General features: G+C 52.6%; 20 protein-coding genes. 14 read left to right on the top strand and 6 right to left on the bottom strand.

Annotated features, from left to right (window positions below; translation table 11 throughout):
* Positions 1–18 precede the first annotated feature (18 nt).
* Positions 19–816 carry a tellurite resistance TerB family protein gene (locus ACN06F_RS13415; protein ID WP_433924085.1) on the top strand — a complete coding sequence of 266 codons (798 nt, stop codon included), beginning with the start codon at positions 19–21 and terminating at the stop codon, positions 814–816.
* A complete protein-coding gene (locus ACN06F_RS13410; RefSeq protein WP_038477413.1) occupies positions 816–1,304 on the top strand; it encodes a phosphatidylglycerophosphatase A family protein in 489 nt (162 codons plus the stop codon). The genes ACN06F_RS13415 and ACN06F_RS13410 overlap by 1 nt, the downstream gene beginning before the upstream one ends.
* An 89-nt stretch (positions 1,305–1,393) precedes the next feature.
* On the opposite strand, the gene ACN06F_RS13405 is transcribed toward ACN06F_RS13410, so the two are convergent.
* The 3 genes from ACN06F_RS13405 to ACN06F_RS13395 all read right to left on the bottom strand — a co-directional run bounded on the left by ACN06F_RS13405 (position 1,394) and on the right by ACN06F_RS13395 (position 4,603).
* A complete protein-coding gene (locus ACN06F_RS13405) occupies positions 1,394–2,776 on the bottom strand; it encodes an NAD-dependent succinate-semialdehyde dehydrogenase (RefSeq protein WP_433924084.1) in 1,383 nt (460 codons plus the stop codon).
* A gap of 199 nt (positions 2,777–2,975) precedes the next feature.
* A complete protein-coding gene (gene msrA, locus ACN06F_RS13400; RefSeq protein WP_038477408.1) occupies positions 2,976–3,611 on the bottom strand; it encodes a peptide-methionine (S)-S-oxide reductase MsrA in 636 nt (211 codons plus the stop codon).
* An 89-nt stretch (positions 3,612–3,700) separates the two neighbouring features.
* Entirely contained in the window at positions 3,701–4,603 is a 903-nt protein-coding gene (locus ACN06F_RS13395; protein WP_038477405.1) for a LysR family transcriptional regulator, read from the bottom strand.
* 137 nt (positions 4,604–4,740) lie between these two features.
* Here ACN06F_RS13395 and ACN06F_RS13390 point away from each other — a divergent pair, with 137 nt between their 5' ends.
* The 6 genes from ACN06F_RS13390 to ACN06F_RS13365 all read left to right on the top strand — a co-directional run bounded on the left by ACN06F_RS13390 (position 4,741) and on the right by ACN06F_RS13365 (position 12,145).
* A complete protein-coding gene (locus ACN06F_RS13390) occupies positions 4,741–6,252 on the top strand; it encodes a CoA-acylating methylmalonate-semialdehyde dehydrogenase (protein WP_433924083.1) in 1,512 nt (503 codons plus the stop codon).
* A 26-nt stretch (positions 6,253–6,278) separates the two neighbouring features.
* Positions 6,279–7,934 carry a GMC family oxidoreductase gene (locus ACN06F_RS13385; protein WP_433924082.1) on the top strand — a complete coding sequence of 552 codons (1,656 nt, stop codon included), beginning with the start codon at positions 6,279–6,281 and terminating at the stop codon, positions 7,932–7,934.
* A gap of 202 nt (positions 7,935–8,136) precedes the next feature.
* Complete coding sequence (locus tag ACN06F_RS13380) at positions 8,137–8,340, top strand: cold-shock protein (protein WP_009101184.1); 204 nt, start codon at positions 8,137–8,139, stop codon at positions 8,338–8,340.
* Between the two features lie 297 nt (positions 8,341–8,637).
* The gene (locus ACN06F_RS13375) at positions 8,638–10,407 is read left to right on the top strand and encodes an SLC13 family permease (RefSeq protein WP_433924081.1); all 1,770 of its coding nucleotides are present in this window, start codon (positions 8,638–8,640) and stop codon (positions 10,405–10,407) included.
* 73 nt (positions 10,408–10,480) lie between these two features.
* The gene (locus ACN06F_RS13370) at positions 10,481–11,146 is read left to right on the top strand and encodes an alpha/beta hydrolase (protein ID WP_038477392.1); all 666 of its coding nucleotides are present in this window, start codon (positions 10,481–10,483) and stop codon (positions 11,144–11,146) included.
* Positions 11,147–12,145, top strand: a complete 999-nt coding sequence (locus ACN06F_RS13365; RefSeq protein WP_038477389.1) for a YihY/virulence factor BrkB family protein — start codon at positions 11,147–11,149, stop codon at positions 12,143–12,145.
* 95 nt (positions 12,146–12,240) lie between these two features.
* Here ACN06F_RS13365 and ACN06F_RS13360 read toward each other — a convergent pair whose 3' ends face one another.
* Together ACN06F_RS13360 and ACN06F_RS13355 are read right to left on the bottom strand one after the other, a co-directional pair.
* Positions 12,241–13,650 (bottom strand): PhoH family protein, encoded by a 1,410-nt coding sequence (locus ACN06F_RS13360; RefSeq protein ID WP_433924080.1) that lies wholly within the window; start codon positions 13,648–13,650, stop codon positions 12,241–12,243.
* 196 nt (positions 13,651–13,846) lie between these two features.
* Positions 13,847–14,716, bottom strand: a complete 870-nt coding sequence (locus ACN06F_RS13355) for a LysR family transcriptional regulator (protein ID WP_038477383.1) — start codon at positions 14,714–14,716, stop codon at positions 13,847–13,849.
* A 107-nt stretch (positions 14,717–14,823) separates the two neighbouring features.
* On the opposite strand from ACN06F_RS13355, the gene ACN06F_RS13350 reads away from it, so the two are divergent.
* Positions 14,824–15,687: a cation diffusion facilitator family transporter gene (locus ACN06F_RS13350; protein ID WP_038477380.1), complete on the top strand. Its 864-nt coding sequence runs from the start codon at positions 14,824–14,826 to the stop codon at positions 15,685–15,687.
* Positions 15,688–15,753: 66 nt separating this feature from the next.
* Here the strand turns inward: ACN06F_RS13350 and ACN06F_RS13345 are convergent, their stop codons facing one another.
* Positions 15,754–15,942, bottom strand: coding sequence for a DUF3008 family protein (locus tag ACN06F_RS13345; protein WP_038477378.1), 189 nt, complete (start codon positions 15,940–15,942; stop codon positions 15,754–15,756).
* Between the two features lie 107 nt (positions 15,943–16,049).
* Here ACN06F_RS13345 and ybaK point away from each other — a divergent pair, with 107 nt between their 5' ends.
* The 5 genes from ybaK (at position 16,050) to ACN06F_RS13320 (ending at position 22,185) form a co-directional block, all read left to right on the top strand.
* Positions 16,050–16,526: a Cys-tRNA(Pro) deacylase gene (ybaK, locus tag ACN06F_RS13340; protein WP_038477375.1), complete on the top strand. Its 477-nt coding sequence runs from the start codon at positions 16,050–16,052 to the stop codon at positions 16,524–16,526.
* 166 nt (positions 16,527–16,692) lie between these two features.
* Complete coding sequence (gene dbpA, locus ACN06F_RS13335; protein WP_038477372.1) at positions 16,693–18,090, top strand: ATP-dependent RNA helicase DbpA; 1,398 nt, start codon at positions 16,693–16,695, stop codon at positions 18,088–18,090.
* A 50-nt stretch (positions 18,091–18,140) separates the two neighbouring features.
* Entirely contained in the window at positions 18,141–18,998 is an 858-nt protein-coding gene (locus ACN06F_RS13330; protein ID WP_095603924.1) for a PA4780 family RIO1-like protein kinase, read from the top strand.
* Between the two features lie 199 nt (positions 18,999–19,197).
* The gene (locus ACN06F_RS13325) at positions 19,198–20,238 is read left to right on the top strand and encodes an AbrB family transcriptional regulator (RefSeq protein ID WP_433924079.1); all 1,041 of its coding nucleotides are present in this window, start codon (positions 19,198–19,200) and stop codon (positions 20,236–20,238) included.
* A 36-nt stretch (positions 20,239–20,274) separates the two neighbouring features.
* Positions 20,275–22,185 (top strand): ABC transporter ATP-binding protein, encoded by a 1,911-nt coding sequence (locus ACN06F_RS13320; RefSeq protein WP_433924078.1) that lies wholly within the window; start codon positions 20,275–20,277, stop codon positions 22,183–22,185.
* Positions 22,186–22,257 lie beyond the last annotated feature (72 nt).

Below are 22,257 nucleotides of genomic sequence, written 5' to 3'. Positions count from 1 at the left end.
CCACGTAGGAGTGCAAGGATGAACGCAAGCAAGATTTTACAACAGTTGATGAAGCAGGCCGGCGGTAGCAGAAGTAGTGGAAACAGTAGTGGAAACAGCGGTGGAAACAGCGGTGGAAACAGCGGAAGCGGTATCGATGTTAAAGGCGTTATTAATGGGCTATCGCGCCAGCTAGGCGGTGGCAGCAGTAGCGCAGGCCAGGGATCGCGGCAAGGGGGCGGCTCTAGCGGTTTTGATATTAAGAGCCTGTTAGGTGGTGGCGCAATGGGCATGCTTATTGGCTCTAAGCGTGGTCGTAGCATGGGCGGTAAAGCGCTCAAGTACGGCGCAATTGCTGGTGTGGGCATGCTGGCCTGGAAAGCATGGCAAAGCTCTCAGGAAGGGAAAAATGCGGCTAACTCGTCTAATGCTGCTCAAAATGCATCCGAGGGCGAACGGGTAGAAGTGCTTAGCGGTGAGTATCAAGAGCGGCGCAGCCTTGAGCTGTTGCAAGCAATGATTATGGCCGCCAGAGCTGATGGCCACATTGATGAGCAAGAGCAGGCACTCATCACAGAGCAGATTGATGCGCTAGGTGCCGATCAGGAGATGCATCGCTGGGTCGAGCAGCAGCTCAATGCCCCGCTGGATGCTCAGACACTAGCCCGTGAAGCTGACTCTCCCCAGGCTGCCCGCGAGATGTATCTGATCAGCGTCGCTGTCACTGATGATCAAAATCCCATGGAGCGCGCCTGGTTGGATCAATTGGCAAGTGCGCTGAATCTCTCGCCCGACATGGCTGCCGAGCTTGAACGCCAGGCGCAGCAGGCAGGTTAATGCTGGATACACTTAATTTTTGGCTAGCCACCGGCTTTGGGCTGGGGCTAGCGCCAGTCGCGCCGGGTACGGTTGGTTCGCTGCTGGGCATTCCCTTAGCGTGGTGGTTGTTGAGCCGACCACTGGTGCAGCAGGGCGTTATCATCGCTGTTCTGCTGGCACTTGCAGTGCCGATTTGTCACGTCGCGGCGTGGCACTACGCAGGATTAGATCATGGCAGCATTGTTGCTGATGAGTACTTGGCGTTCCCGCTAGCGGTTATTGGGCTGCAAGCAGCTCGCCATCCACTGGTGATGGCGCTGGCATTCGTTATTTATCGCTTCTTTGATTCGCTGAAGCCGCCGCCAATTCATTTGGCAGAGTATGTGCAGGGTGGCTTTGGAATTGTGTTAGACGATGTTATTGCGGCGTTAGTGACGTGGGTAGTGATGGCCCTAATAGTGAAGTTTTGGCAGCGCCGAACCGCTGAGCAACGTTTAAACCCATAACAATATCAGCAACAAAAAAAGCGCCGCTAGCCTGTTGAAAGCTAGCGGCGTGCTCTTTTTATGACCTATGACTCTGAGCGTTTACCACCTCACTCTTTAACAACAATTACCGACTTTACGTTAACGAACTCAAGCATGCCAAAACCGCCATGCTCACGCCCATAACCAGAGTCTTTAACGCCGCCAAACGGCATTTCCGGGGTAGCGACGCCAAAGCCATTGATAAACACCATGCCAGTGTCGAAGTACTTGCTGGCAAGCTCAGTAGCACGCTTCACATCTTTAGAGATGATGCCACCGCCGAGGCCATAACGGCTGTCATTAGCAATGCGCATGGCGTCTTCGTCGTCTTTAGCGCGAATCAGCGCCGCGACGGGTCCGAATAGCTCGTCATCGTAGGCGGGCTGGCCGGGTGTCACGTTATCCAGCACGGTCACTGGGTAAAACGCGCCTTTACCAGATGGCTTTTCTCCGCCGCAGAGGATTTTTGCGCCTTTACGCACACTCTGTTCCACCTGCTCGTGGAGAGCATCGCGTAGGTCAACCCGCGCCATAGGGCCTAAGTCGGTATCATCTGACCTGGGGTCGCCTACTTTCAGCGCCTTCATCTTTTCCACAAAACGCTCTTTGAACGCTTCATAGTTGGCATCGGTCACCACGAAGCGTTTTGCAGCCACGCAGGTCTGTCCGGTATTAAACACTCGGCCAGTGACGCAGGTTTTGACGGCAACGTCGAGGTCCGCATCATCCAGCACCAAATAGGCATCGTTTGAGCCCAATTCCAATACGGTTTTTTTCAGGTGTTCGGCTGCTTTTGCCGCCACTTTACGACCTGCACCATCGCTACCCGTAAGGGTGACGCCACGAACCGCCTGGTGTGCAATCACCTCATCAGATACATCGTGAGAGATAATGATCGTGCGGAAAACGTTTTCCGGTAGGCCTGCCTCGCGGTAAATCTTTTCGAGCAGTAGGCCGCTGCCAGTGACATTTTCAGCGTGCTTCAGGAGTACGCTATTACCCGCCATAATGTTGGCGATGGAGTAACGTACTACTTGATAAGCGGGGAAGTTCCACGGTTGTATGCCGTAGATAACACCCATGGGAGAGTAAGTGACAATGCCACGCTCGCCATTGCTGGGGTTGCGCTCTTCGTCAGCTAATGTAGTGGGGCCATGCTTAGCGGTGTAATCGCAGATGCCTGCGCAAAGCTCGACTTCCTGGCGGGCTTGGCTGGGTAGCTTACCCATTTCCTCTACCATCAGTTCGGCAAGCTCATCTTTATTGGCGTTAAGCGCCTCGCCAATGGCTTTTACCACCTTAGCACGCTGTTCAAGAGGTTTAAGCCGCCAGTCTAGAAACGCTTCATGACTGGCCTCGACAATCTGCTTGGCTTGGCTGGCATCCATCAGCACATAAGTCTCAAGCGTTTCGCCGGTGGTTGGGTTAACGGTTGTGATGCTGTTGCTCATAAGATCTCCTATCTTTTGATCAACGGGGCGTTAAAGAATAGACCAGCTATTAGCCGACTGGTCTATTAATACTGATTCTCCACTCTAGTAGAAAAACGCTGCTTTGCCCAAATTGATTGTTAGCGTCTTAACTAAAGCGCTATCCCTAGGGCAGTCACCGGTAAAAAACGTTCCGTTAAGCCCGCATGTTTATGGTGGGCTACTGAAATGTTGGGCCGCCAGCTTCCTCGCCCCATATCTCTTCCAGTCGATCATCACGACCACAGCTCAAGCGATAAAATCGGTAGCGCAGTGGATTTTTTTCATAGTAATCCTGGTGATACTCTTCAGCTTCCCAGAACTCGCTGGCAGGGGCTATCTCAGTCGCTATAGCCTGGTCAAAGCGTGCTTCCATTTCAGCTTTCGACGCTTCTGCTAGTTCTCGTTGTTCATCATTATGGTAAAAAATGGCTGAGCGGTACTGGTCACCGCTGTCGCAAAACTGGCGGTCTACGGCGAAGGGGTCAATATTGCGCCAGAAAATCTCTAGCAGCTGTTCGTAGCTGATTTGGCTGTCATCGTAGGTAATTTGCACCACTTCGACATGGCCAGTTCCACCGCGAGAAATCTGCTCGTAGGTAGGGTTTTCAAGCTCGCCGCCCATATAACCAGAGATGGTGGCGCTGACGCCGGGCTGCTTATCGTAGGGCGGTTCCATGCACCAAAAACAGCCGCCAGCAAACGTAGCTTCCGTATTGGATTGGGCATGGAGTGGCGTGCTGGCGAGACCTGCGGCCGCTATGACAAACAGCGTTAAGGGCTGAGATAAGAGGCGAAAACGGTGGTATCGAATCATTGTAAGCACTCCAGTAGACGTGGTGAGTTATCGCTCGATGTCGAGTCGCTTAGTGGCAACGTTGGCTAATACCTTACATAACCTATTCGCTACCCCAGCCGGTAAGGCCATACTGTGTCTAACGTATCCAATGCCGCTCTGATAGTCGGCTCCGCGGCACGTTCTTTGCGCCATATCATGCTAAGTGCGCAGGGCAGACGAACATTTTCGGCTACAGCCAAACCGCTTTCCTGGCGTTCGGCCATTGCCAGCGCGTCCCTAGCTAAGCTTAGACCCACTCCCGCACGTACTAAATCCAGCATACAAGCTTCTTGGTCTACTTGGGCAACCCTATTAGGTGTGGCGCCACTTGGGGTTAGGACGCGCTCTAGCAGCCGGTGGTGTGCCGAGACCGAGGGCGTGACTATCCAGGGAAGTCTGGCTAGAGCTTCCCAGCGAGTATCTAACAGTTTGGTTTCCCAGCCTGCTGGGGCAATTACGTGATAGTGGAAGTGGGTCAGCTCACGCCAAGCAAGGATTTCGCTTCCTGATCCTTCGCCGGGAGGGGCGAGAAAAAAGCCCACATCCAGTTCGCCTTGCTCTACTTTCGTTAATACGTTGCCACTCATCCCGTGGTGCAACTCGGTTTCCAATTGAGGGGCGCGAGCCATCAATCGGCTGAGAAATTTGCCCAGCCGAATAAATTCCGGGTCAACAATCGTGCCGATTTTTAGTTTTCCTCGCAGGGTGCTGTGCAAAGCGCTAGCGCGTTGCTCAAAGGCCAGGGCGCTAGCCAGGGCATTTTCTGCGGCGGGCAATAATGCATAGCCATCGGCGGTTAGCGTTAACCCCTGAGGGCGACGGGTGAATAGGGTTAACCCTAAGTGCTGCTGAAGTTGCTTCAACTTTAGACTGACGGCGGGTTGAGTCAGGTATAGCTGGTCAGCTGCCCGTGAAACGCTTCCGGTACGTGCGACGGCTACAAATGCCCGTAGCGCTGAGTTTTCTTGCATAAGCGAGCACCTGTTGTCGTTATGTTATTTGAAAAGCTTATATCTGGGTTAAGAATTACTCAATTGATTGCCTCGCAGAGCTGGTTAATCTGTCGATACTTAATTCGTTATTTTAATCTGCTTATAAAGGTAGCCAAATGACAACAACCACTATTCATCATTTCATTAACGGGCAGATCAGCCAGGGAAGCTCGTGTCGCTCTCAAAATGTGTTTAATCCTGCGACGGGTAACGTTACCGGAAACGTGGTTCTTGCCTCTGCATATGATGTAGATAGTGCTGTGCAAGCCGCTAAAGCGGCATTTCCTACTTGGGCCGATACCCCGCCCATTCGCCGGGCACGGGTAATGTTCAAGTTTTTGGAGCTGCTCAACGCCCATAAAGATGCATTGGCGGAAGCAATTACTAAAGAGCATGGCAAAGTGTTTACTGATGCCCAGGGCGAAGTTGCCCGAGGGATTGATGTCGTTGAATTCGCTTGCGGTATCCCTCAGTTGTTAAAGGGCGACTATACCGAGCAGGTAAGCACCGGTATTGATAACTGGACCATGCGTCAGCCATTGGGCGTGGTGGCTGGCATTACGCCGTTCAACTTCCCTGTCATGGTACCGATGTGGATGTTCCCCGTGGCGATTGCTGCAGGTAACACCTTTGTTCTTAAGCCTAGTCCGCTTGACCCCAGCGCCTCGCTGATGATTGCCGATCTGCTCAAGCAGGCTGGCCTGCCGGATGGTGTATTCAACGTGGTTCAGGGCGATAAAGACAGCGTTGAAGCGTTGATCGACCATCCGGATGTTAAGGCGTTGTCGTTTGTTGGCTCTACGCCGATTGCTAACCTGATTTACGAGCGCGGCGCTAAGCACGGTAAGCGGGTGCAAGCACTGGGTGGCGCTAAAAACCATATGGTAGTGATGCCGGATGCCAACTTGGATAAAGCCGTGGATGCCTTAATCGGCGCTGCTTATGGCTCGGCAGGCGAGCGTTGTATGGCAATCAGCGTGGCGGTGCTGGTGGGCGATGTGGCGGATGGCGTGGTGGCTCAACTGGCGGAACGTGCCAAGGCGCTGAAGGTTAAAGACGGCATGCAGCTGGATGCGGAAATGGGCCCGATTGTCACCCGTCAGGCTCACGAGCGGATTAGCGGTTACATTAATAAAGGTGTAGAAGAAGGCGCACACTTGGTGGTGGATGGCCGAGAATTTGATGCCGCGCAAACCGGTGACGGCTGTGCCGAAGGCTTCTGGATGGGCGGTACTCTGTTTGATCATGTCACCCCCGAGATGACCATTTACAAAGAAGAGATATTCGGCCCAGTGCTGGCCTGTATTCGGGTGCCGGATATTGCCACTGCCATTCAACTGATCAATGACCATGAATTTGGTAACGGAGTGAGCTGCTTCACTGAGAGCGGTAGCGTTGCGCGGGAATTTGGTCGCCGTATTCAGGTGGGCATGGTCGGCATCAATGTGCCCATTCCGGTACCCATGGCGTGGCATGGTTTCGGCGGTTGGAAGCGTTCGCTGTTTGGCGATACGCATGCTTATGGTGAAGAGGGCGTACGCTTCTATACCAAACAGAAATCCATTATGCAGCGCTGGTCAGACTCTATTGATTCAGGCGCCGAGTTTGTGATGCCTACGGCGAAGTAACGCCATTACGTTACGGGAGCCCGTTCATGTCACATGTTACTAATAATAACTTCGATTATATTGTGATCGGCGCAGGCACCGCAGGGTGCCTGATGGCTAACAGACTCAGTGCTAACCCAAGTAATAAGGTGTTGCTAATTGAAGCAGGCGGGCCGGATAACTACCACTGGATTCATATTCCGGTGGGCTATCTTTACTGCATCAACAACCCGCGCACTGACTGGCTGTTTCGTACCGAACCAGACAAAGGGCTCAATGGCCGCTCACTGATTTATCCCCGGGGTAAAACGCTAGGTGGCTGTTCCAGCATTAATGGCATGCTTTATCTGCGTGGTCAGGCACGGGATTACGATCACTGGGCCGAGTTGACCGGCGATGACGCCTGGCGGTGGGAGAACTGCTTGCCAGATTTTATGAAACACGAAGACCATCACCGTTTGGATGAAGGCGGTGATGGCGATGCCGATCATCGCCGTTACCATGGCCATGGTGGCGAATGGCGGATCGAAAAACAGCGCTTAAGCTGGCAAGTATTAGATGATTTCGCCGAGGCGGCGGTGCAAGCGGGTATTCCGCGCACTGACGATTTCAATCGTGGTGATAACGAAGGCGTTAACTATTTTGAAGTCAACCAGCGCAATGGCTGGCGCTGGAATACTTCTAAAGCGTTTTTGCGGCCGATCAAGCAACGCACCAACCTAACGATATGGCACTCTACCCACGTCAATCGTCTGTTATTTGAACCGCAAGATGGCCAACCGCGCTGCGTAGGCGCAGAGCTTCTACGCGAGGGCAAAACGCTTAGTGTGGCGGCTAATAAAGAAGTTGTACTGAGTGCCGGCGCTATCGGTTCGCCACAGATTCTACAGCTTTCCGGTATTGGCGCGCCCGAGCTATTGCAACAACACGGTATTGATGTGGTGGCAGCGCTACCTGGCGTAGGCGAAAACTTGCAGGACCACTTGCAGATTCGCTCCGTCTATAAAGTGAAAGGGGCAAAAACGCTTAATACCATGGCCAGTACTCTACTGGGTAAAGCCAAGATTGGTTTGGAGTACGTGCTGAAACGTAGGGGGCCGATGAGTATGGCGCCTTCTCAGTTATGTATCTTTACGCGCAGTTCTGACGAGTATCCGCACGCCAACATCGAGTACCACGTACAGCCATTAAGCCTTGACGCGTTTGGCCAGCCACTGCATGGGTTTCCTGCGATTACCGCCAGTGTCTGCAATCTTAACCCCACAAGCCGTGGCTCGGTAAGGATCAAAAACCGTGATCCACAAACGGCGCCCGCCATTGAGCCTAACTACCTGAGCACGGAAGAAGACCGCAATGTGGCGGCAGACTCATTACGGGTTACGCGGCGGATTGCCGAGCAGCAGGCATTCGCTAAGTATCAGCCAGAAGAGTTTAAACCTGGGTTGCAGTATCAAAGCGACGAAGAACTAGCCAAATTGGCGGGCGATATCGGTACCACGATCTTTCACCCAGTCGGGACGGCGAAAATGGGCCGCGATGACGACCCGGGGACCGTGGTGGATTCCAAGCTGCGTGTTAAGGGAGTGAGCGGTCTGCGAGTAGTGGACGCCAGTATTATGCCGACTATTACCAGTGGCAATACCAACTCACCTACCTTAATGATTGCTGAGAAAGCAGCAGGGTGGATGGTGGCAGCGGACTAGTCATCACCCTGACATTTTTTTTAACTATAGTATTGACGTGCGGCTAAGTTAAGCGCATGCTGAATGCAGTTGGTTAGCAAGTCGAACGTTGTCAGCAGTATCGAAACGCCCAAGCGTTTAGTCTGGTGAAAGTTTCTTGTTCTACCCACTGCAACTCGGGTATTACCCGGCTCTACATCAAGCTACATCGAGGATTTCGATCATGGCAACTGGTACCGTTAAGTGGTTTAACGACACTAAAGGCTTCGGCTTCATTTCTCCGGACGACAATGGCGACGACCTGTTCGCACATTTCTCTGAAATTCAAGCTGACGGCTTTAAAACTCTGCAAGACGGTCAGAAGGTTTCCTTCGACGTTACTCAGGGTAAAAAAGGCCTTCAGGCTTCTAACATCAAAGTTCTTTAATTAGAAACGATGATGTTCGCTGTTAGCGCGTAACGCTAATATGCTAAAAAACCCCGCGAAAGCGGGGTTTTTTCGTTTTTATCTAATCGGTATCCTGTTCACGCCTCACGCCTCACGCCTCACGCCTCACGCCTCACGCCTCACGCCTCACGCCTCACGCCTCACGCCTCACGCCTCACGCCTCACGCCTCACGCCTATATTCTTTTTTGATCTTACTGTGTTTCTAAAAATAACTTTTTAGAATATTGAGAAGGCGGCACAATGATCCCAAGATTTTTTTGTTAGGGATGTAGGATATGTCGCTGGATGCTTGGATAGCCGTGGGGGTAGTGCTGACTATCTTCCCGTTAATGACACTGTCTCGACTGGGGCCAGACATTATTCTGCTTGGTGCCGTCGTGGTGTTAATGACCTTGGGGGTCATTGACCCGCAGCAGGCGCTGGGCGGTTTTTCTAACAGTGGCTTGTTTACCGTGGCCTTCATGTATGTGTTGGTTGCCAGTATTCGTGAAACTGGTGGTATTGACCTGATTATTCGCTATGTACTGGGTCGTCCTAACAGTGAACGGGGTGCGCTTGTTCGGCTGCTGTTACCCGTGGCATCGCTGAGCGGTTTTCTCAATAACACGCCCGTAGTGGCTACCTACATCCCTGCTGTCATGAGTTGGAGTCGACGGTTGAGGCTTTCTCCCCAACGGCTTTTAATGCCGCTCAGCTTTGCTTCCATTCTAGGCGGTACCATTACACTGTTTGGTACCAGTACTAACTTAGTTGTGCATGGTTTGTTAGTAGAGCGCTATCCCGCGCTTGAGATGGGGCTATTTGATTTAGCGTGGGTAGGTGTTCCTGTTGCGCTGGTGGGCCTTGCTTATCTTATCTTCTTAGGCCCGCGCTTATTGCCCTCACGAGAGGGGATGTCAAAAGCGTTTGCTAACCCTCGCGAGTTTACTATCGAAATGGAAGTTGATCCTGCGGGGATACTGGTTGACCGTACGGTGGAAGAAGCTGGGTTACGCCACCTTCAAGAACTTTTTCTAGTCGAAATTGAGCGTGCAGGTAATGTGGTGAGTGTAGTGGGGCCAGGCGAGCAGCTAAAGGCAGGTGACCGACTCGTTTTTGTGGGCACCTCGGACGCCGCTGTAGAGCTACAGCAGATTCGTGGACTCATTCCTTCTCGTGATGCGGCGTCGAGTTTGGAAAAAGAGTTTAAAGAGCGGCGCTTGGTTGAAGCGGTGGTATCGAACCAGTGTCAGTTTATTGGACAGCGGATTCGTGACGGCCGTTTTAGAACGCTGTATGGCGCTGCTGTATTAGCAATCTGTCGTGGTGGTGAGCGGGTAACCGGCAACTTAGGCCAAGTCCGTTTGCAACCTGCTGATGTGCTGCTGTTAGAAGCACGCCCTCCGTTCATTGAGCGCCACCGCCAATCGAAAGACTTTCTTTTAATTAGTGAGTTGAACGGTTCAGCGCGGCCTGTTCATGAAAAAGCCCCGCTGGCATGGGCGATTTTGTTGGGGGCGGTGCTGTTGGCGGCATTAGGTGTCTTAAGTATGCTCAATGCTGCCATGTTGGGCGCGGCGCTAGCGTTATTAACCGGTTGTTGTTCCGTGGGGGCTGCTAAGCGTGGCCTGGATACGCAAGTGTTGCTGACCATTGCAGCATCTTTCGGGGTAGGGGCTGCGCTGCAAACATCCGGCGCGGCGGATTTCCTGGCGGGCAGTGTTCTATCGTTGGTGGCGGGTAACCCGCTGTTGCTATTAATTGCCACTTATTGCGTCGTGGCAATGTTAACCGAGTTGGTGACCAATAATGCTGCTGCGGTGATCATTTTTCCGGTGGTCATGGCAGCAGCAGAAAGCCTGGGGGTTAACCCGATGCCCTATGTGGTGGCGGTAATGTTTGCTGCCTCGGCGAGTTTTTTGACACCGATTGGTTATCAAACGAACCTTATGGTGCATGGCCCTGGCGGCTATCGGGTCAGTGATTTCTTGCGTGTTGGTGGTGGCTTAAACCTATTGACGGGGGCCATTGCCTTAACCCTTATTCCAATGGTTTGGCCGCTTTAAGCAGGCAAATGACTCGCCCAACGCGTCACTTTACGCTAGGGTGGCGCTTTTAACGTCAGCAAGGAAAGAGCCCATGACAGCCCCAGGCGAACTGATTATTGAACCGCAAAATGGTCAACCCGCCGATGCGTGCGTGTTTATTATTCACGGGTTGGGTGCCGATGGGCACGATTTCGAGCCGCTAGTGCCAGCCCTTACGCTACCGGACTCAGCGCATGTGCGTTTTATTATGCCTCACGCGCCGCGCTTGCCGGTCACTATTAATGGCGGCATGGTGATGCCCGCGTGGTACGACATCCTCGCAATGGATTTGGGGCGTCGGGTGGATGAAGCGCAACTAAAAACGTCTGCTGAACGCATTCAGGCACTGATTGAAGAGCAGATTGATCAAGGAATCGACAGCCGCCGCATTATCGTAGCGGGGTTTTCTCAGGGAGGCGCAGTCGCTTATCAGGCGGCGCTTTCATTCCCTCAGCCTCTTGGCGGACTGTTGGCCATGTCGACCTATTTTGCGACGGCCGATAGCATCAATTTAGCTGAATCCAATCGTGATATTCCCATCGAAGTACATCATGGGAATTTCGACCCCATCGTTCCTGAAACTCTGGGCCGCAGTGGTGTCGAACGCCTAAAAGAAATGGGCTACACGGTTAATTATCGCCAGTATCCGATGGCGCATGCGCTATGCCCGCAGCAGGTAAATGATATTGGTAAGTGGCTGAGCGAGCGGTTGGGCTAAGTGGGTAAGCAGTACCGAGGTCGTGGAGCTGGCGTACCTGGTGATATCCCTCGTGAGGGGTGGCTCGATATTATTTGGCGTGTAGTGCGTGCTGCACGTCGGGACCGGATTACTATCTTTGCAGCGGGCATCGCTTTTTATGCCCTGCTGGCGCTATTTCCGACCATTGCCGCCGTTATTTCTCTTTGGGGTTTGCTGTTTGATCCTGTTGAGGCAGGCCGTCAGCTTTACGAAATTAGCCGCTTTATGCCACCGGATGCGGCAAATTTGATTGACCAGCAGGCTCAAGAGGTGGTCGAGACGACGGAGTCTGGCAATGTGACGACAGCACTTGTGGGGCTGTTAGTGGCCATGTACATCGCATCGAAAAGTGTTTCCATATTAGTGGTTGGCTTAAACGTAGTGTATGGCGAACACGAAAAGCGGCCGTTATTACTGCGTGGTGTCGTGCTGGTATCGTTGACCTCTGGTTTGATCATAATGACGCTAGTGTCACTGGGGTTTATCGCCATTGTGCCGATAGTGGTTGATGCGCTGACGATTGAGCCACCGGTGGATAGTGTTTTGAAATGGCTGCGTTGGCCCGCGCTGTTGTTACTGATGAGCGTGCTTATTGCTTTGCTGTATCGTTACGCGCCTTATCGACGTTCTGCCCAGTGGCGCTGGTTAAGCTATGGCACGCTGTTTGCCACCACTATGTGGTTACTAGGCTCAGGTGGCTTGTCGCTTTACGTACGTTACTTTTCTACCTTTAGTGAGCTGTATGGCTCTCTTGGTGCTGTTGTGGCGCTAATGCTGTGGTTTTGGCTGTCAGCGTTTGTGGTGCTGTTTGGTGCTGAACTCAACTGCGAAATGGAGCGCCAGACCTGCAACGACACAACGGTGGGGGCTGCTCGCTCACTTGGCGAACGTCAGGCATTTGCTGCCGACACGGTAGGTGTTGAAAACCCCTGGAATAGCGAAAATGTTGATACGCGACACCAGTTGCAGGATAAATGACCCCGACAGCGATATGCACCAATCAACATCGCCCAGAAAAGCTGGGCGGTGTTGTTTAGTGGAAGTGTGAATCGGTAGGGTTTTTGCGGAAAACGTTACAAAAGCTCTTCGGCAGCCAGTGCCAAGCGTGAACGTTCAACGCTTTTCAGGGTGATATGCCCAGCATGGGGCCAATCCCTAAATCGTTCTACAACAGCAGCCATGCCACAGGTGTTGGCGGTGAGGTAGGGCGTGTCGATCTGGCCAACGTTGCCTAAACAGACAATTTTGGTATTTCGGCCCGCTCGGGTTACCAATGATTTAAGCTGTTTGGGGGTAAAATTTTGCGCCTCGTCAATAATCAAGAACGTATCGTTTAAGGTGCGCCCACGCATGAAGCTCGGTGCGCGAATCTGAACCCTGGAGCCAATTAACTGCCGAGTAGCACCATTATCCCAGCTAGATTCCCCTTCTTCGTTACGCAACAGGTTGTCCATATTGTCGTGGAAGGCACCCATCCACGGCGACATTTTCTCCTCTTCGGTGCCCGGTAAGAAACCGATATCTTCGCCCATGGGAATCGGCGCACGGGTAAACACAATGCGCTCAAATAGTTTGGCATCCAGTGTTTGCTGGAACGCTGCGGCGAGTGTCATAAAGGTTTTGCCGGTGCCTGCATTACCAGCAATGGTGACCAGATCAATGTCCGGGTCCATTAGTAGGTTGAGGGTGAAGTTTTGGCGACTGTCGTGGGCATGAACGCCCCATACGCCCGCATGGTGACGGTAGTTGGTAAGTAGCTGTAGTCGGGCAGTTGACGGTGAAAGTTCACGGACAATAGCTTCAAACTCGGCGCCATTTTCGCTATCGGATACCAGCATGCCGACATGCCAATGGCGAGGCATGTTGCCACTTAGCTGATAAAAGGTGTGGTGGTCGATACGCTCAACGGTGACGTCGACATTGAGCGCTTCCCACAGCGAAGCACCATCCTGTCCCGCGGTGGCGTAAACCTGCGCACCTTCAATCATCGCATCGCTGTCAGAGAAAGCGCGGTCATTCAGGTAATCTTCCACCGGTACTTTTAGCGCGGCGGCTTTTACCCGTAGGTTGATATCTTTGGTGATCAGGATAACGGAAGCATCCGGACGCTCATCGCGTAGCCGGCAGGTCTCCGCCAAAATTCGGTTATCGGGGCTGTCATCAAGGGAGTCGAAGGGTTTAAGGTCGTTGTAGCACAAAAAATGTAGGCGGCCCGATTCACCACTGATGCGGGGAATGGGAATGCCTTTCTGGATTTCGTCGAAGGTGACTTGGCTGGTTAAGTCGGAAAGCGTGCGGCTAATTTGCCGCGCCGTACGGGCGATCTCTCTGATGCCGTTTTTATGCTTATCTAGCTCCTCGAGTACAGTCATGGGGATAACGACGTCGTGCTCATCAAAGTGGTAGAGCGCGGCGGGGTCGTGGATAAGGACATTCGTGTCTAGGACATACAGCCTAGTCGCTTTCTTATCGAGTCGTACCATCGTGGAAACTACTCCTTAGTTGACGGCAACATCGACACTGGCAGATGCACTTTACGCTTAGATGACACTCACCTGTGCCGGTTCTCTAGCGTGTCCTTTTGATCTCCTTATGTAGCACTTTTTTACAAGTTCCTTAACAGAGTGGAAGGCATAAGCAATTTTTTCCAATGCTCTATTTCAACGTTATTACAAAGCATCAACGGGTAGTGCCTAAAAAGCGTGACACTTTCGTTAGCAGTGCGGTGGCGACCACTCCCAGGCTTTCTCCTTCTACGTAGCGATAATAGTGGCTGTCCAGGGCGAGATCATGATTTAGCGCGCAAAGCTGATGGCTTTCTATGGCTTCTTTCACCAATGGGTAGGGTAGCAGTGCCCAGCCAGTGCCATTGATGGCGGCATCGCGAATGACCTCAAACATGGTTAGCCCTAGATAATTTGTCGAAAAAAGTGCCTCACTGACTAGTTTATCGCCCTGCTCATAGGTTAAGCACACCTGAGTATATTGGGCGAGATCGTCGCGGGTAACACTGGGTAAGCGGCTTAGCGGGTGCGACGTTGCCGCTACTAGGCACATGCTCACCGGTGCAAGGTTACTGGCATTTACGTCGGCACCCTCAGCGGTATACAACCCAAAGGCGATATCAACGGTTTGGCGAAGGACGAACTGTGGGTGCTCTTGGGGAGGTAATAAATATACCGAGATGGCCGTAAGCGGATAGCGCTGCTTTAAATCGTGCATGACTTGTCGCCAAAATGCTTCGGGCAACGCATCATCCCTGGCAATGCACAGCTGGCTTTCTACGCCTTGCAGGTGCTGTTGGCAGTGTTTTTTGATTCGGCTGGCACTTGTCAGCAGTCGGTAGCAGTCCGGCAGCACGCTTTCACCTACCGCAGTGAGCTGTAGGCTATTTCCTGAACGCTCGAACAGCACGACCCCAAGACTATCTTCTAAGGCATTCACTGTGGCACTTAGCGTGCTGCGTTTTATCCCTGTGTGTCGCGCGGCCGCCGCAAAGGAGCCATGTTCAGTAACGTCAATAAACGCCTGCACTTGTTCTGCGCGCATAGGTTACTCCGTGGAGAGCCAAAAAAGTTGGCGCTGAGCGATTGGTGAAACGTTAGTGTACTCACTATTATGCGTTGGGTTTAACACACTTTACTGGAGTATTTCGCGTGACCCCCTTTGTCGCCGAGCGCCGTGCGCTCAGATTTTCTGCTGTCTCTGCCAGCCTGTTCGCCTTTACCGGCCTTGCACTCGGGCTTGCCAGTGGATCAATTACTATTTTATTCGATAGTGGCTATTCGCTATTAAGTTTAGTGCTGGCGTCGCTGTCGTTGTTTGCGTTAAAGCAGGCGCGCAAACCGGCAGATAATCATTACCCCTTTGGGCGGCTGACCGTAGAGCCGTTGGCTGTGCTGCTTAAAGGCGTAGTGATCGCGTTAGTGTGCCTGTTCTCAATGGTGTCTGCTGTGTGGAGTCTTGCGCAAGGCGGGCGGCTGGTAACGTTAGATCTTGCGTTGATGTTTGGCGTGGTGAATGTGGCAGGCTGTTTACTGACCTGGTGGTGGTTGAGCCGTTATGCCCGAATTGCGCGCTCTTCACTGCTAGCTGCCGAGCTGCGTCAGTGGCAAATGGACACATGGCTTAGTGCCGCCGTGATGCTGGGCTTTGCGCTCACGTGGGGATTAACGCTGACCCCTTGGGCTCATCTGGCGCGTTTTGCCGATCCTGTGATGGTGCTGATTATCGCCGGCTACTTCTTGCCGATGCCTATTCGCATGATGCGTGGTGCACTGCGCGAATTGATGTTTGGCGAGCCGTTGGGTAGCGTTCGCCAGGACGTAGTGCAAGAGGTGGCAGACTTCGATATTGCTAATGACGACGTACGTTTAGCTCAGGTTGGTAGCTTCTTAATGGTTGATATTCAACTGGATATGCAACAAATCAATGATGCGGAGGAGATTGTTGAAAGTGTAGAACAGCATTGCAAACAGCGTAATCTGCGTGCTGTGACCAGCATTACATTGGTAACTTAATTTATTAGCAGCAGAATAGGCAGCAGTGACAGCGCTGCCGCAACCTGAGACGTTGCCGATAGGCGTTTAGTCGTTTGCTCTCTTTTGAGGCTTACCTTTGCGCTGGGTGCTTGCCATCTCTTCAAGTTCCTCTTCGCTCATTGAGTCATACATGTCTTTAGAGGAATCATAAAGTTCACTAGGCTTTGTTTCACCACGCTTGGCAGAAAGCGCCGCCCCCGCAGCTTTCTGCTGTGCTTTGGAAGTTGCTTTCATAGGTCGACTCCTGTCAGTTGACTTCCTTAAACCAATCACGATATTAAGCTTAGCAGAGAGAAGTGTCCTTTCCAGACGAGCTGGCGATGTTAACTTAAGAGAATTCCATGACACCGGCGATTAATAGCGCGAAACACGCGGGAATTGCGTTTCAGATCCATGAGTATCAACACGATGCTGCTGCGCAATCTTACGGGCTGGAGGCAGCTGAAAAACTGGGTGTTGCCGCTCAGCAAGTGTTTAAAACCTTGGTAGTTACCCTGGATGGTAAGCAGTTGGCAGTTGGTATTGTACCGGTCACCAGCCAGCTGGGGTTAAAGCAAATTGCTAAAGCGGCAGGGGCGAAAAAAGCGTCAATGGCGGCGCCAGGTGACGTGGAACGGACCACGGGGTATGTGCTTGGTGGTGTTAGCCCGCTGGGCCAGAAAAAGCGTCTGCCTACGTTTATCGACGACTCGGCGCAGACATTTTCGACACTGTATGTAAGCGCGGGGCGACGTGGGCTGGAGATTGAGCTTGCTCCGAACGACTTAGCAGCGTTATGCCAGGGGCGTTTTGCGGCGCTAGCAACGACGCTTTCCTAATATCTGATTTACTATCTATGGGGCTAGCAATCACTCATCTATGAGCCTAGCAACCACCCATGTTGTAGCATTCGCCTATCCTTGCCAAGGCATAGGTTGGCGCTTTCTGGTATGGTGCTTCACATTATAGGTTTGCTGGGCAATATAGCCCCTTCAGGATAATTTTGTGTCTGACACTTCTTTTGCATCGCTTGCGCTCTCTCCTGCGCTTTTAAGCAACTTAGATTCCCTTGGCTATCACGCAATGACGCCTGTGCAGGCGCAAAGCCTGCCACCGATGTTAGCGGGTCGTGATGTGTTGGCTCAGGCCAAAACGGGGTCGGGAAAAACCGCTGCCTTTGGCTTGGCACTGCTGGCTGAGTTGCGCGTAGAAGCATTTGCTGTACAGGGCCTTGTGCTGTGCCCCACCCGAGAGCTCGCCGACCAGGTGGCCGAAGAGCTACGTCGTTTGGCGCGTGGGTTGCCCAACGTTAAAGTGCTTACCCTATGCGGCGGAGCGCCGTTTGGGCCGCAGCTAGGCTCCTTGGAACATGGTGCGCATATTGTCGTGGGTACGCCGGGACGTATCGACGAGCATTTGCGCAAAGGCTCGTTGACACTGGGGTCGCTTACCACCTTGGTACTTGATGAAGCCGATCGTATGCTCGATATGGGTTTTCAAGACACCATTGATGCGATCATTGATGAGACCCCAGCTGATCGCCAAACGCTGCTGTTTAGTGCGACATTCCCAGACGATCAGGCTTCAGGTGGCCTGACTGCTATGACTCGCGGCATTATGCGTGAGCCAGTGATGGTCAAAGTGGCCGAGGTTCACGATGCCACTACTATTGATCAACACTTCTATGACGTTGCTAATGAAGAGGCGCGTTTCGCGGCCCTTCAACAGCTGCTACTGGTTTATCGGCCAGCGACCAGCGTGGTGTTCTGCAACACTAAACGCGAAACTCAGGCGGTGGCTGAGCAACTGGTGGATGCTGGTTTTAGTGCCGTGGCGCTCAACGGCGACTTAGAGCAGAAAGATCGTGATCGTCGCCTAATTCTGTTTGCTAACCAAAGTGCGTCTATTCTAGTAGCAACGGATGTTGCTGCGCGCGGTTTAGATATTGCTCAATTAGATGCGGTGTTTAATTATCAGATTGCCCGTGAGCTTGATGTTCACGTGCATCGAGTAGGGCGAACCGGGCGCGCAGGGGCTAGCGGCATTGCCTGTACGCTGGTAACACCTAAAGAGCACTATCGGCTGGAGCGGTTGGAAGGTTTGCTAGAACAACCGATTACCACTGAACCCTTGCCCAAACCCAAGCATTCAGTGCCATTTGAACCGCCTATGGCAACACTACAGTTAGCGGGTGGTAAGAAAGACAAGCTGCGCCCGGGGGATATCCTGGGGGCCCTAACCAGCGAAGGTGGCCTGCGTGGTGATCAGGTAGGCAAAATTAAAGTGCTGGCCCGCAGTGCCTATGTGGCAGTGGAGCATGGGGCTGTTCAAAAAGCCCAGGCCAAACTTGAACGTGACAAACTTAAAGGGCGCGCTTTCCGCGTTCGCCGTATTCGCTATTGATCGATTAATGATTGTGCACAGATAGTAAAGAGGAGCCGACGCAGCTAACCATGAAAATCCCTAAGCGATTACAGCCTCTGGTCGATGATGGAATGATCGACGAGGTGCTGGTGCAGTTAATGAGTGGTAAAGAGGCGCAGGTGTATGTCGTGCGCTGCGGTGAAGAAGTACGTTGCGCCAAGGTCTTTAAAGAAGCTAAACAGCGCAGCTTTAAACAGGCCGTGCAATACCAGGAAGGGCGCAAAGAGCGCAATAGTCGTCGTTCGCGCGCCATGGCCAAAAAGACTCGCTACGGTCAAAAAGAGCAGGAGCAGGCGTGGCTGAATGCGGAAGTCGATGCGCTATATCGTCTTGCTGCCGCTGATGTACGTGTGCCTGAGCCACATGGTTTTGTTGATGGCGTACTGCTCATGGAAATGATCAGCGATGCCGAGGGAAACGTAGCGCCACGTTTGGACGAAGTGACCCTAACCGAGGAGCAAGCGCTGCGCTATCACGCCAAAGTGATTCAAGACGTAGTGCGAATGCTTTGCGCAGGTTTGATCCATGGCGACTTATCTGAATTCAACGTGCTGGTTGACGCCGAAGGGCCGGTGATTATCGATTTGCCCCAGGCGGTGGATGCGGCGGGCAACAATAGTGCGGCAGCAATGCTAGAGCGCGATGTTGATAATATGCGCGCCTACTTCGGTCGTTTCGCCCCCGAGCTACTGACTACCCACTACGGTAAAGAAATGTGGGCTTTATATGAAGCAGGCAAGCTACATCCTGATAGCAAGCTGACTGGCCATTTTGAGCTTGATAGCCACATAGCCAATGTCGATGAGCTATTGGAAGTGATTGATGATGCCATTGAGGAAGAGGCTGATCGTCAGGCGCGCATGCGCGGTGATGATGACGAAGATTAAAAATAGAGGTACTTAGCGCCTAACATCAGGTACCTAAAGCCTAGCGCTTAACAATCGGTACTTAATAATCGGTACTTAACAAAAGGCACTTTACACCTAGCTCTTAACACCCTAAAGCCCTTAGCAGTGGTAAGCTAACGTTTACGCTTAGCAGGTTAACAATTGCGTTTTAACGTTAAAGGTTAGGGTGGAGAAGAGCGTGAAAGGCATCCGTGTCAGCGCAGAAAGTGCAAAGAGACTTGTAACATCGCTTGCCGTAGGCGCCGTGGGCGGTGTCATTTTTCACCTCGCTGGTTTGCCGCTTGCCTGGATGCTAGGCCCGCTGATCGCCAACCTGCTGGTATCGGCAAAAGGAATTAACGTTGGCGTACCGGAGCCGCTGCGCAACGTGTTTTTAGCGGTTATGGGATTGGTGCTGGGCAGCCAAGTAACCCCTCAACTTGCTCATCGTGTACTGGACTGGCCAATCTCGGCAGCACTCTTGCTGGCAGGTGTTGCGGCATCCACCGCTGTTGCTGCGGCGTGGTATCGTCGCTGTGGCTTCGACCCGGTCAGTGCTTGGTTTGGTGCATCGCCAGGGGCAATGACGGCAATGATCATGCTCGGCGATCAATGTGGCGGTGACCCGCAACGCATCGCCATTGCCCAGTCGCTACGAATTATTCTCGTCATCCTATTTCTTCCTCCCCTGTTTTGGGCATTTGAAGGCGGTGCTGGTGACATTGGGCCAGCCCAGGCTATCCTTGAGCACGGCTGGATGCTGCTAACTATTCCTTTCTTATTACCCGTGGGCCGGTGGCTGCGCATTCCAAGTTCGGCGTTACTTGCGCCGCTTATTATGGCGGCCTTGCTATCTGGGTTTGGGCTGGCAAGCCTTACGTTGCCTAGTTGGGGAATGAACCTCATGTTATGGGTGCTAGGCAGCGCGATTGGCTCGCGTTTTCAAGGCATGACACGACGCCTGCTCGGGCGTTATTTATGGCAGTCGGGGGTGGCGACGCTGCTTGCACTGGTGGTGTTAGCACTGTTTGCTGAACTTATCCATCAGCTGTTGGGCGTGCGCCGTGACGTAGCCCTATTAGCGCTGGCTCCCGGTGGCATCGGTGAAATGGCTATTCTTGCTGTCGCGCTTAATATCGATCCTGTGTTTGTAGCATTTCACCACTTACTGCGTATGGTCACACTGATGATCTTGGCCCCTTTTTGGGCTCGTTGGCTATTGCGTCACCAATCTTCTTAACTACATCTGTCTATTAAGGTAACGAAAGGACTTTCTATGTTGTCACGTACGCTAGCGCCGCTGTTCCGTTACTTTGAAAGGCGGGTGAACCCCTATCCCGAAGGTGAGGTTGCCACGCCACCGAAAGGACTGCTGCCGTTTATTTGGCATTTTTCGCGCCCTGTATGGCCGTGGCTATTGCTGATGTCGGTCGCGACTGCCTTGGTTTCCGCGGCGGAGGTGGTGTTTTTTAGTTATATGGGCGACTTGGTCGATTGGCTGAGTAACGTAGAACGCGCGAATTTCTGGTCGGATCACGGGCTTTGGCTGGCAGGCGTGGGCTTGTTAGTGATTATCGGCCTGCCGCTACTGGTACTGGCGCAGTCTCTGGTGACCCACCAAAGCATCTTCGGTAACTACCCGATGATCGGCCGCTGGCTTTCTCACCGCCATATGCTTAGCCAAAGCTTGGCCTTTTATCAGGATGAGTTTGCAGGGCGAGTGTCGCAAAAAGTCATGCAAACAGCGTTGGCTATCCGTGAGACTGTCACCAAAGTGATGGATCTAATGGTTTACGCCATTGTGTACTTCACTGGGGCGGCAATTTTATTAGGCCGTGCAGACCCGTGGCTGTTGCTGCCGCTGGGGCTTTGGTTGATCGGTTATTTAGGCATTATGCGCTTTTTTGTCCCGCGCCTGCGCGACGTTTCGATGGCTCAGGCCGATGCTCGTGCCCAGATGACGGGGCGCGTGGTTGATAGTTACAGCAATATCCAAACGATTAAGCTGTTTGCTGATACCGAACGTGAACAGGGCTACGCCAAGGATGCGATGCAAGGTTTTATGGACACGGTGCATCGTCAAATGCGGCTAGTCACCATCATGAGTGTTTGCCTGACGCTGCTCAATACGCTGCTACTGGTGGGAACGGCGGGTATGGCGATTAGCGCTTGGTATTTTGACGCTATTTCTCTGGGCGTGTTAGCGATTGCGATAGCCCTGGTCATGCGTATCCGCTTTATGTCGGATTGGATTTTATGGGAAGTGGCCGGCCTGTTTGAAAATATTGGTACGGTGCAGGATGGTATGAATACCATCGCCCAGGAGCCCACGATCAAAGATGCGTCGAATGCCAAAGCGCTTGCGGTGCCCTATGGCGAAATTGTGTTTGATGCGCTGCGTTTTCAGTACGCCCAGGCTAAAGGTGAAAGTAAAAACGTCTTTGACGGGCTGAGCCTGACGATTAAACCTGGCGAAAAAATTGGCTTGATTGGCCGATCCGGAGCGGGTAAATCCACCCTGGCCAATCTGTTGCTGCGCTTTTATGACTTACAGGGCGGGCGTATCCTGATTGATGGACAGAATATTGCTGACGTCACCCAGACTTCATTGCGTCATCAGATTGGCATGGTGACTCAGGATACCTCGCTGCTGCACCGTTCGCTGCGAGATAATATTCGCTACGGTAGCCCTCATGCCAACGATGATGATGTGTGGCAAGCGGTGTGTCGCGCCCATGCAGATACGTTTATTAACGAGTTGGTTGACCCTAAAGGGCGGCGCGGTTTAGACGCCCATGTCGGCGAGCGCGGCGTTAAACTCTCCGGTGGACAGCGCCAGCGTATTGCCATTGCTCGCGTGTTGCTTAAAAACGCCCCGATTCTGGTGTTGGACGAGGCCACCTCAGCGTTGGATTCCGAAGTGGAAGCCGCGATTCAAGAGCAGCTCGATTCGCTGATGGAAGGCAAAACGGTGATCGCCATTGCGCACCGACTCTCTACCATTGCGATGCTTGATCGGTTAATTGTGGTCGATGAAGGTCGTATAGTGGAAAGCGGCACACACCAGGAGTTGCTGGCACAGAACGGCATTTACGCCAGCCTGTGGCAGCGCCAGTCCGGGGGCTTTTTAGGGCACGATCTTGACCTTGGCCTTGATACTGACCCCAGTGCCCTCATTTCATATTAGACCAGTCGTTTACTAGGCTTTTTAGTACTCTTTTAAGTACTAGGCGTTTTAAACGACATGTGTTCAATAGGA

The sequence above is a fragment of the Vreelandella sp. 21 genome (assembly GCF_050995515.1).
In the GTDB taxonomy this organism is placed as follows: domain Bacteria; phylum Pseudomonadota; class Gammaproteobacteria; order Pseudomonadales; family Halomonadaceae; genus Vreelandella; species Vreelandella alkaliphila.
The sequence above is the reverse complement of the archived record's forward strand: the minus strand, read 5'-3'. Positions and strand labels throughout refer to the sequence as shown.

Bases quoted from the DNA above. Each gene is read 5' to 3' on its own strand.
- ACN06F_RS13415 (WP_433924085.1), top strand. From the start codon at position 19: ATGAACGCAAGCAAGATTTTACAACAGTTGATGAAGCAGGCCGGCGGT.
- ACN06F_RS13410 (WP_038477413.1), top strand. From the start codon at position 816: ATGCTGGATACACTTAATTTTTGGCTAGCCACCGGCTTTGGGCTGGGG.
- ACN06F_RS13405 (WP_433924084.1), bottom strand. From the start codon at position 2,776: ATGAGCAACAGCATCACAACCGTTAACCCAACCACCGGCGAAACGCTT.
- msrA (WP_038477408.1), bottom strand. From the start codon at position 3,611: ATGATTCGATACCACCGTTTTCGCCTCTTATCTCAGCCCTTAACGCTG.
- ACN06F_RS13395 (WP_038477405.1), bottom strand. From the start codon at position 4,603: ATGCAAGAAAACTCAGCGCTACGGGCATTTGTAGCCGTCGCACGTACC.
- ACN06F_RS13390 (WP_433924083.1), top strand. From the start codon at position 4,741: ATGACAACAACCACTATTCATCATTTCATTAACGGGCAGATCAGCCAG.
- ACN06F_RS13385 (WP_433924082.1), top strand. From the start codon at position 6,279: ATGTCACATGTTACTAATAATAACTTCGATTATATTGTGATCGGCGCA.
- ACN06F_RS13380 (WP_009101184.1), top strand. From the start codon at position 8,137: ATGGCAACTGGTACCGTTAAGTGGTTTAACGACACTAAAGGCTTCGGC.
- ACN06F_RS13375 (WP_433924081.1), top strand. From the start codon at position 8,638: ATGTCGCTGGATGCTTGGATAGCCGTGGGGGTAGTGCTGACTATCTTC.
- ACN06F_RS13370 (WP_038477392.1), top strand. From the start codon at position 10,481: ATGACAGCCCCAGGCGAACTGATTATTGAACCGCAAAATGGTCAACCC.
- ACN06F_RS13360 (WP_433924080.1), bottom strand. From the start codon at position 13,650: ATGGTACGACTCGATAAGAAAGCGACTAGGCTGTATGTCCTAGACACG.
- ACN06F_RS13355 (WP_038477383.1), bottom strand. From the start codon at position 14,716: ATGCGCGCAGAACAAGTGCAGGCGTTTATTGACGTTACTGAACATGGC.
- ACN06F_RS13345 (WP_038477378.1), bottom strand. From the start codon at position 15,942: ATGAAAGCAACTTCCAAAGCACAGCAGAAAGCTGCGGGGGCGGCGCTT.
- ybaK (WP_038477375.1), top strand. From the start codon at position 16,050: ATGACACCGGCGATTAATAGCGCGAAACACGCGGGAATTGCGTTTCAG.
- ACN06F_RS13330 (WP_095603924.1), top strand. From the start codon at position 18,141: ATGAAAATCCCTAAGCGATTACAGCCTCTGGTCGATGATGGAATGATC.
- ACN06F_RS13320 (WP_433924078.1), top strand. From the start codon at position 20,275: ATGTTGTCACGTACGCTAGCGCCGCTGTTCCGTTACTTTGAAAGGCGG.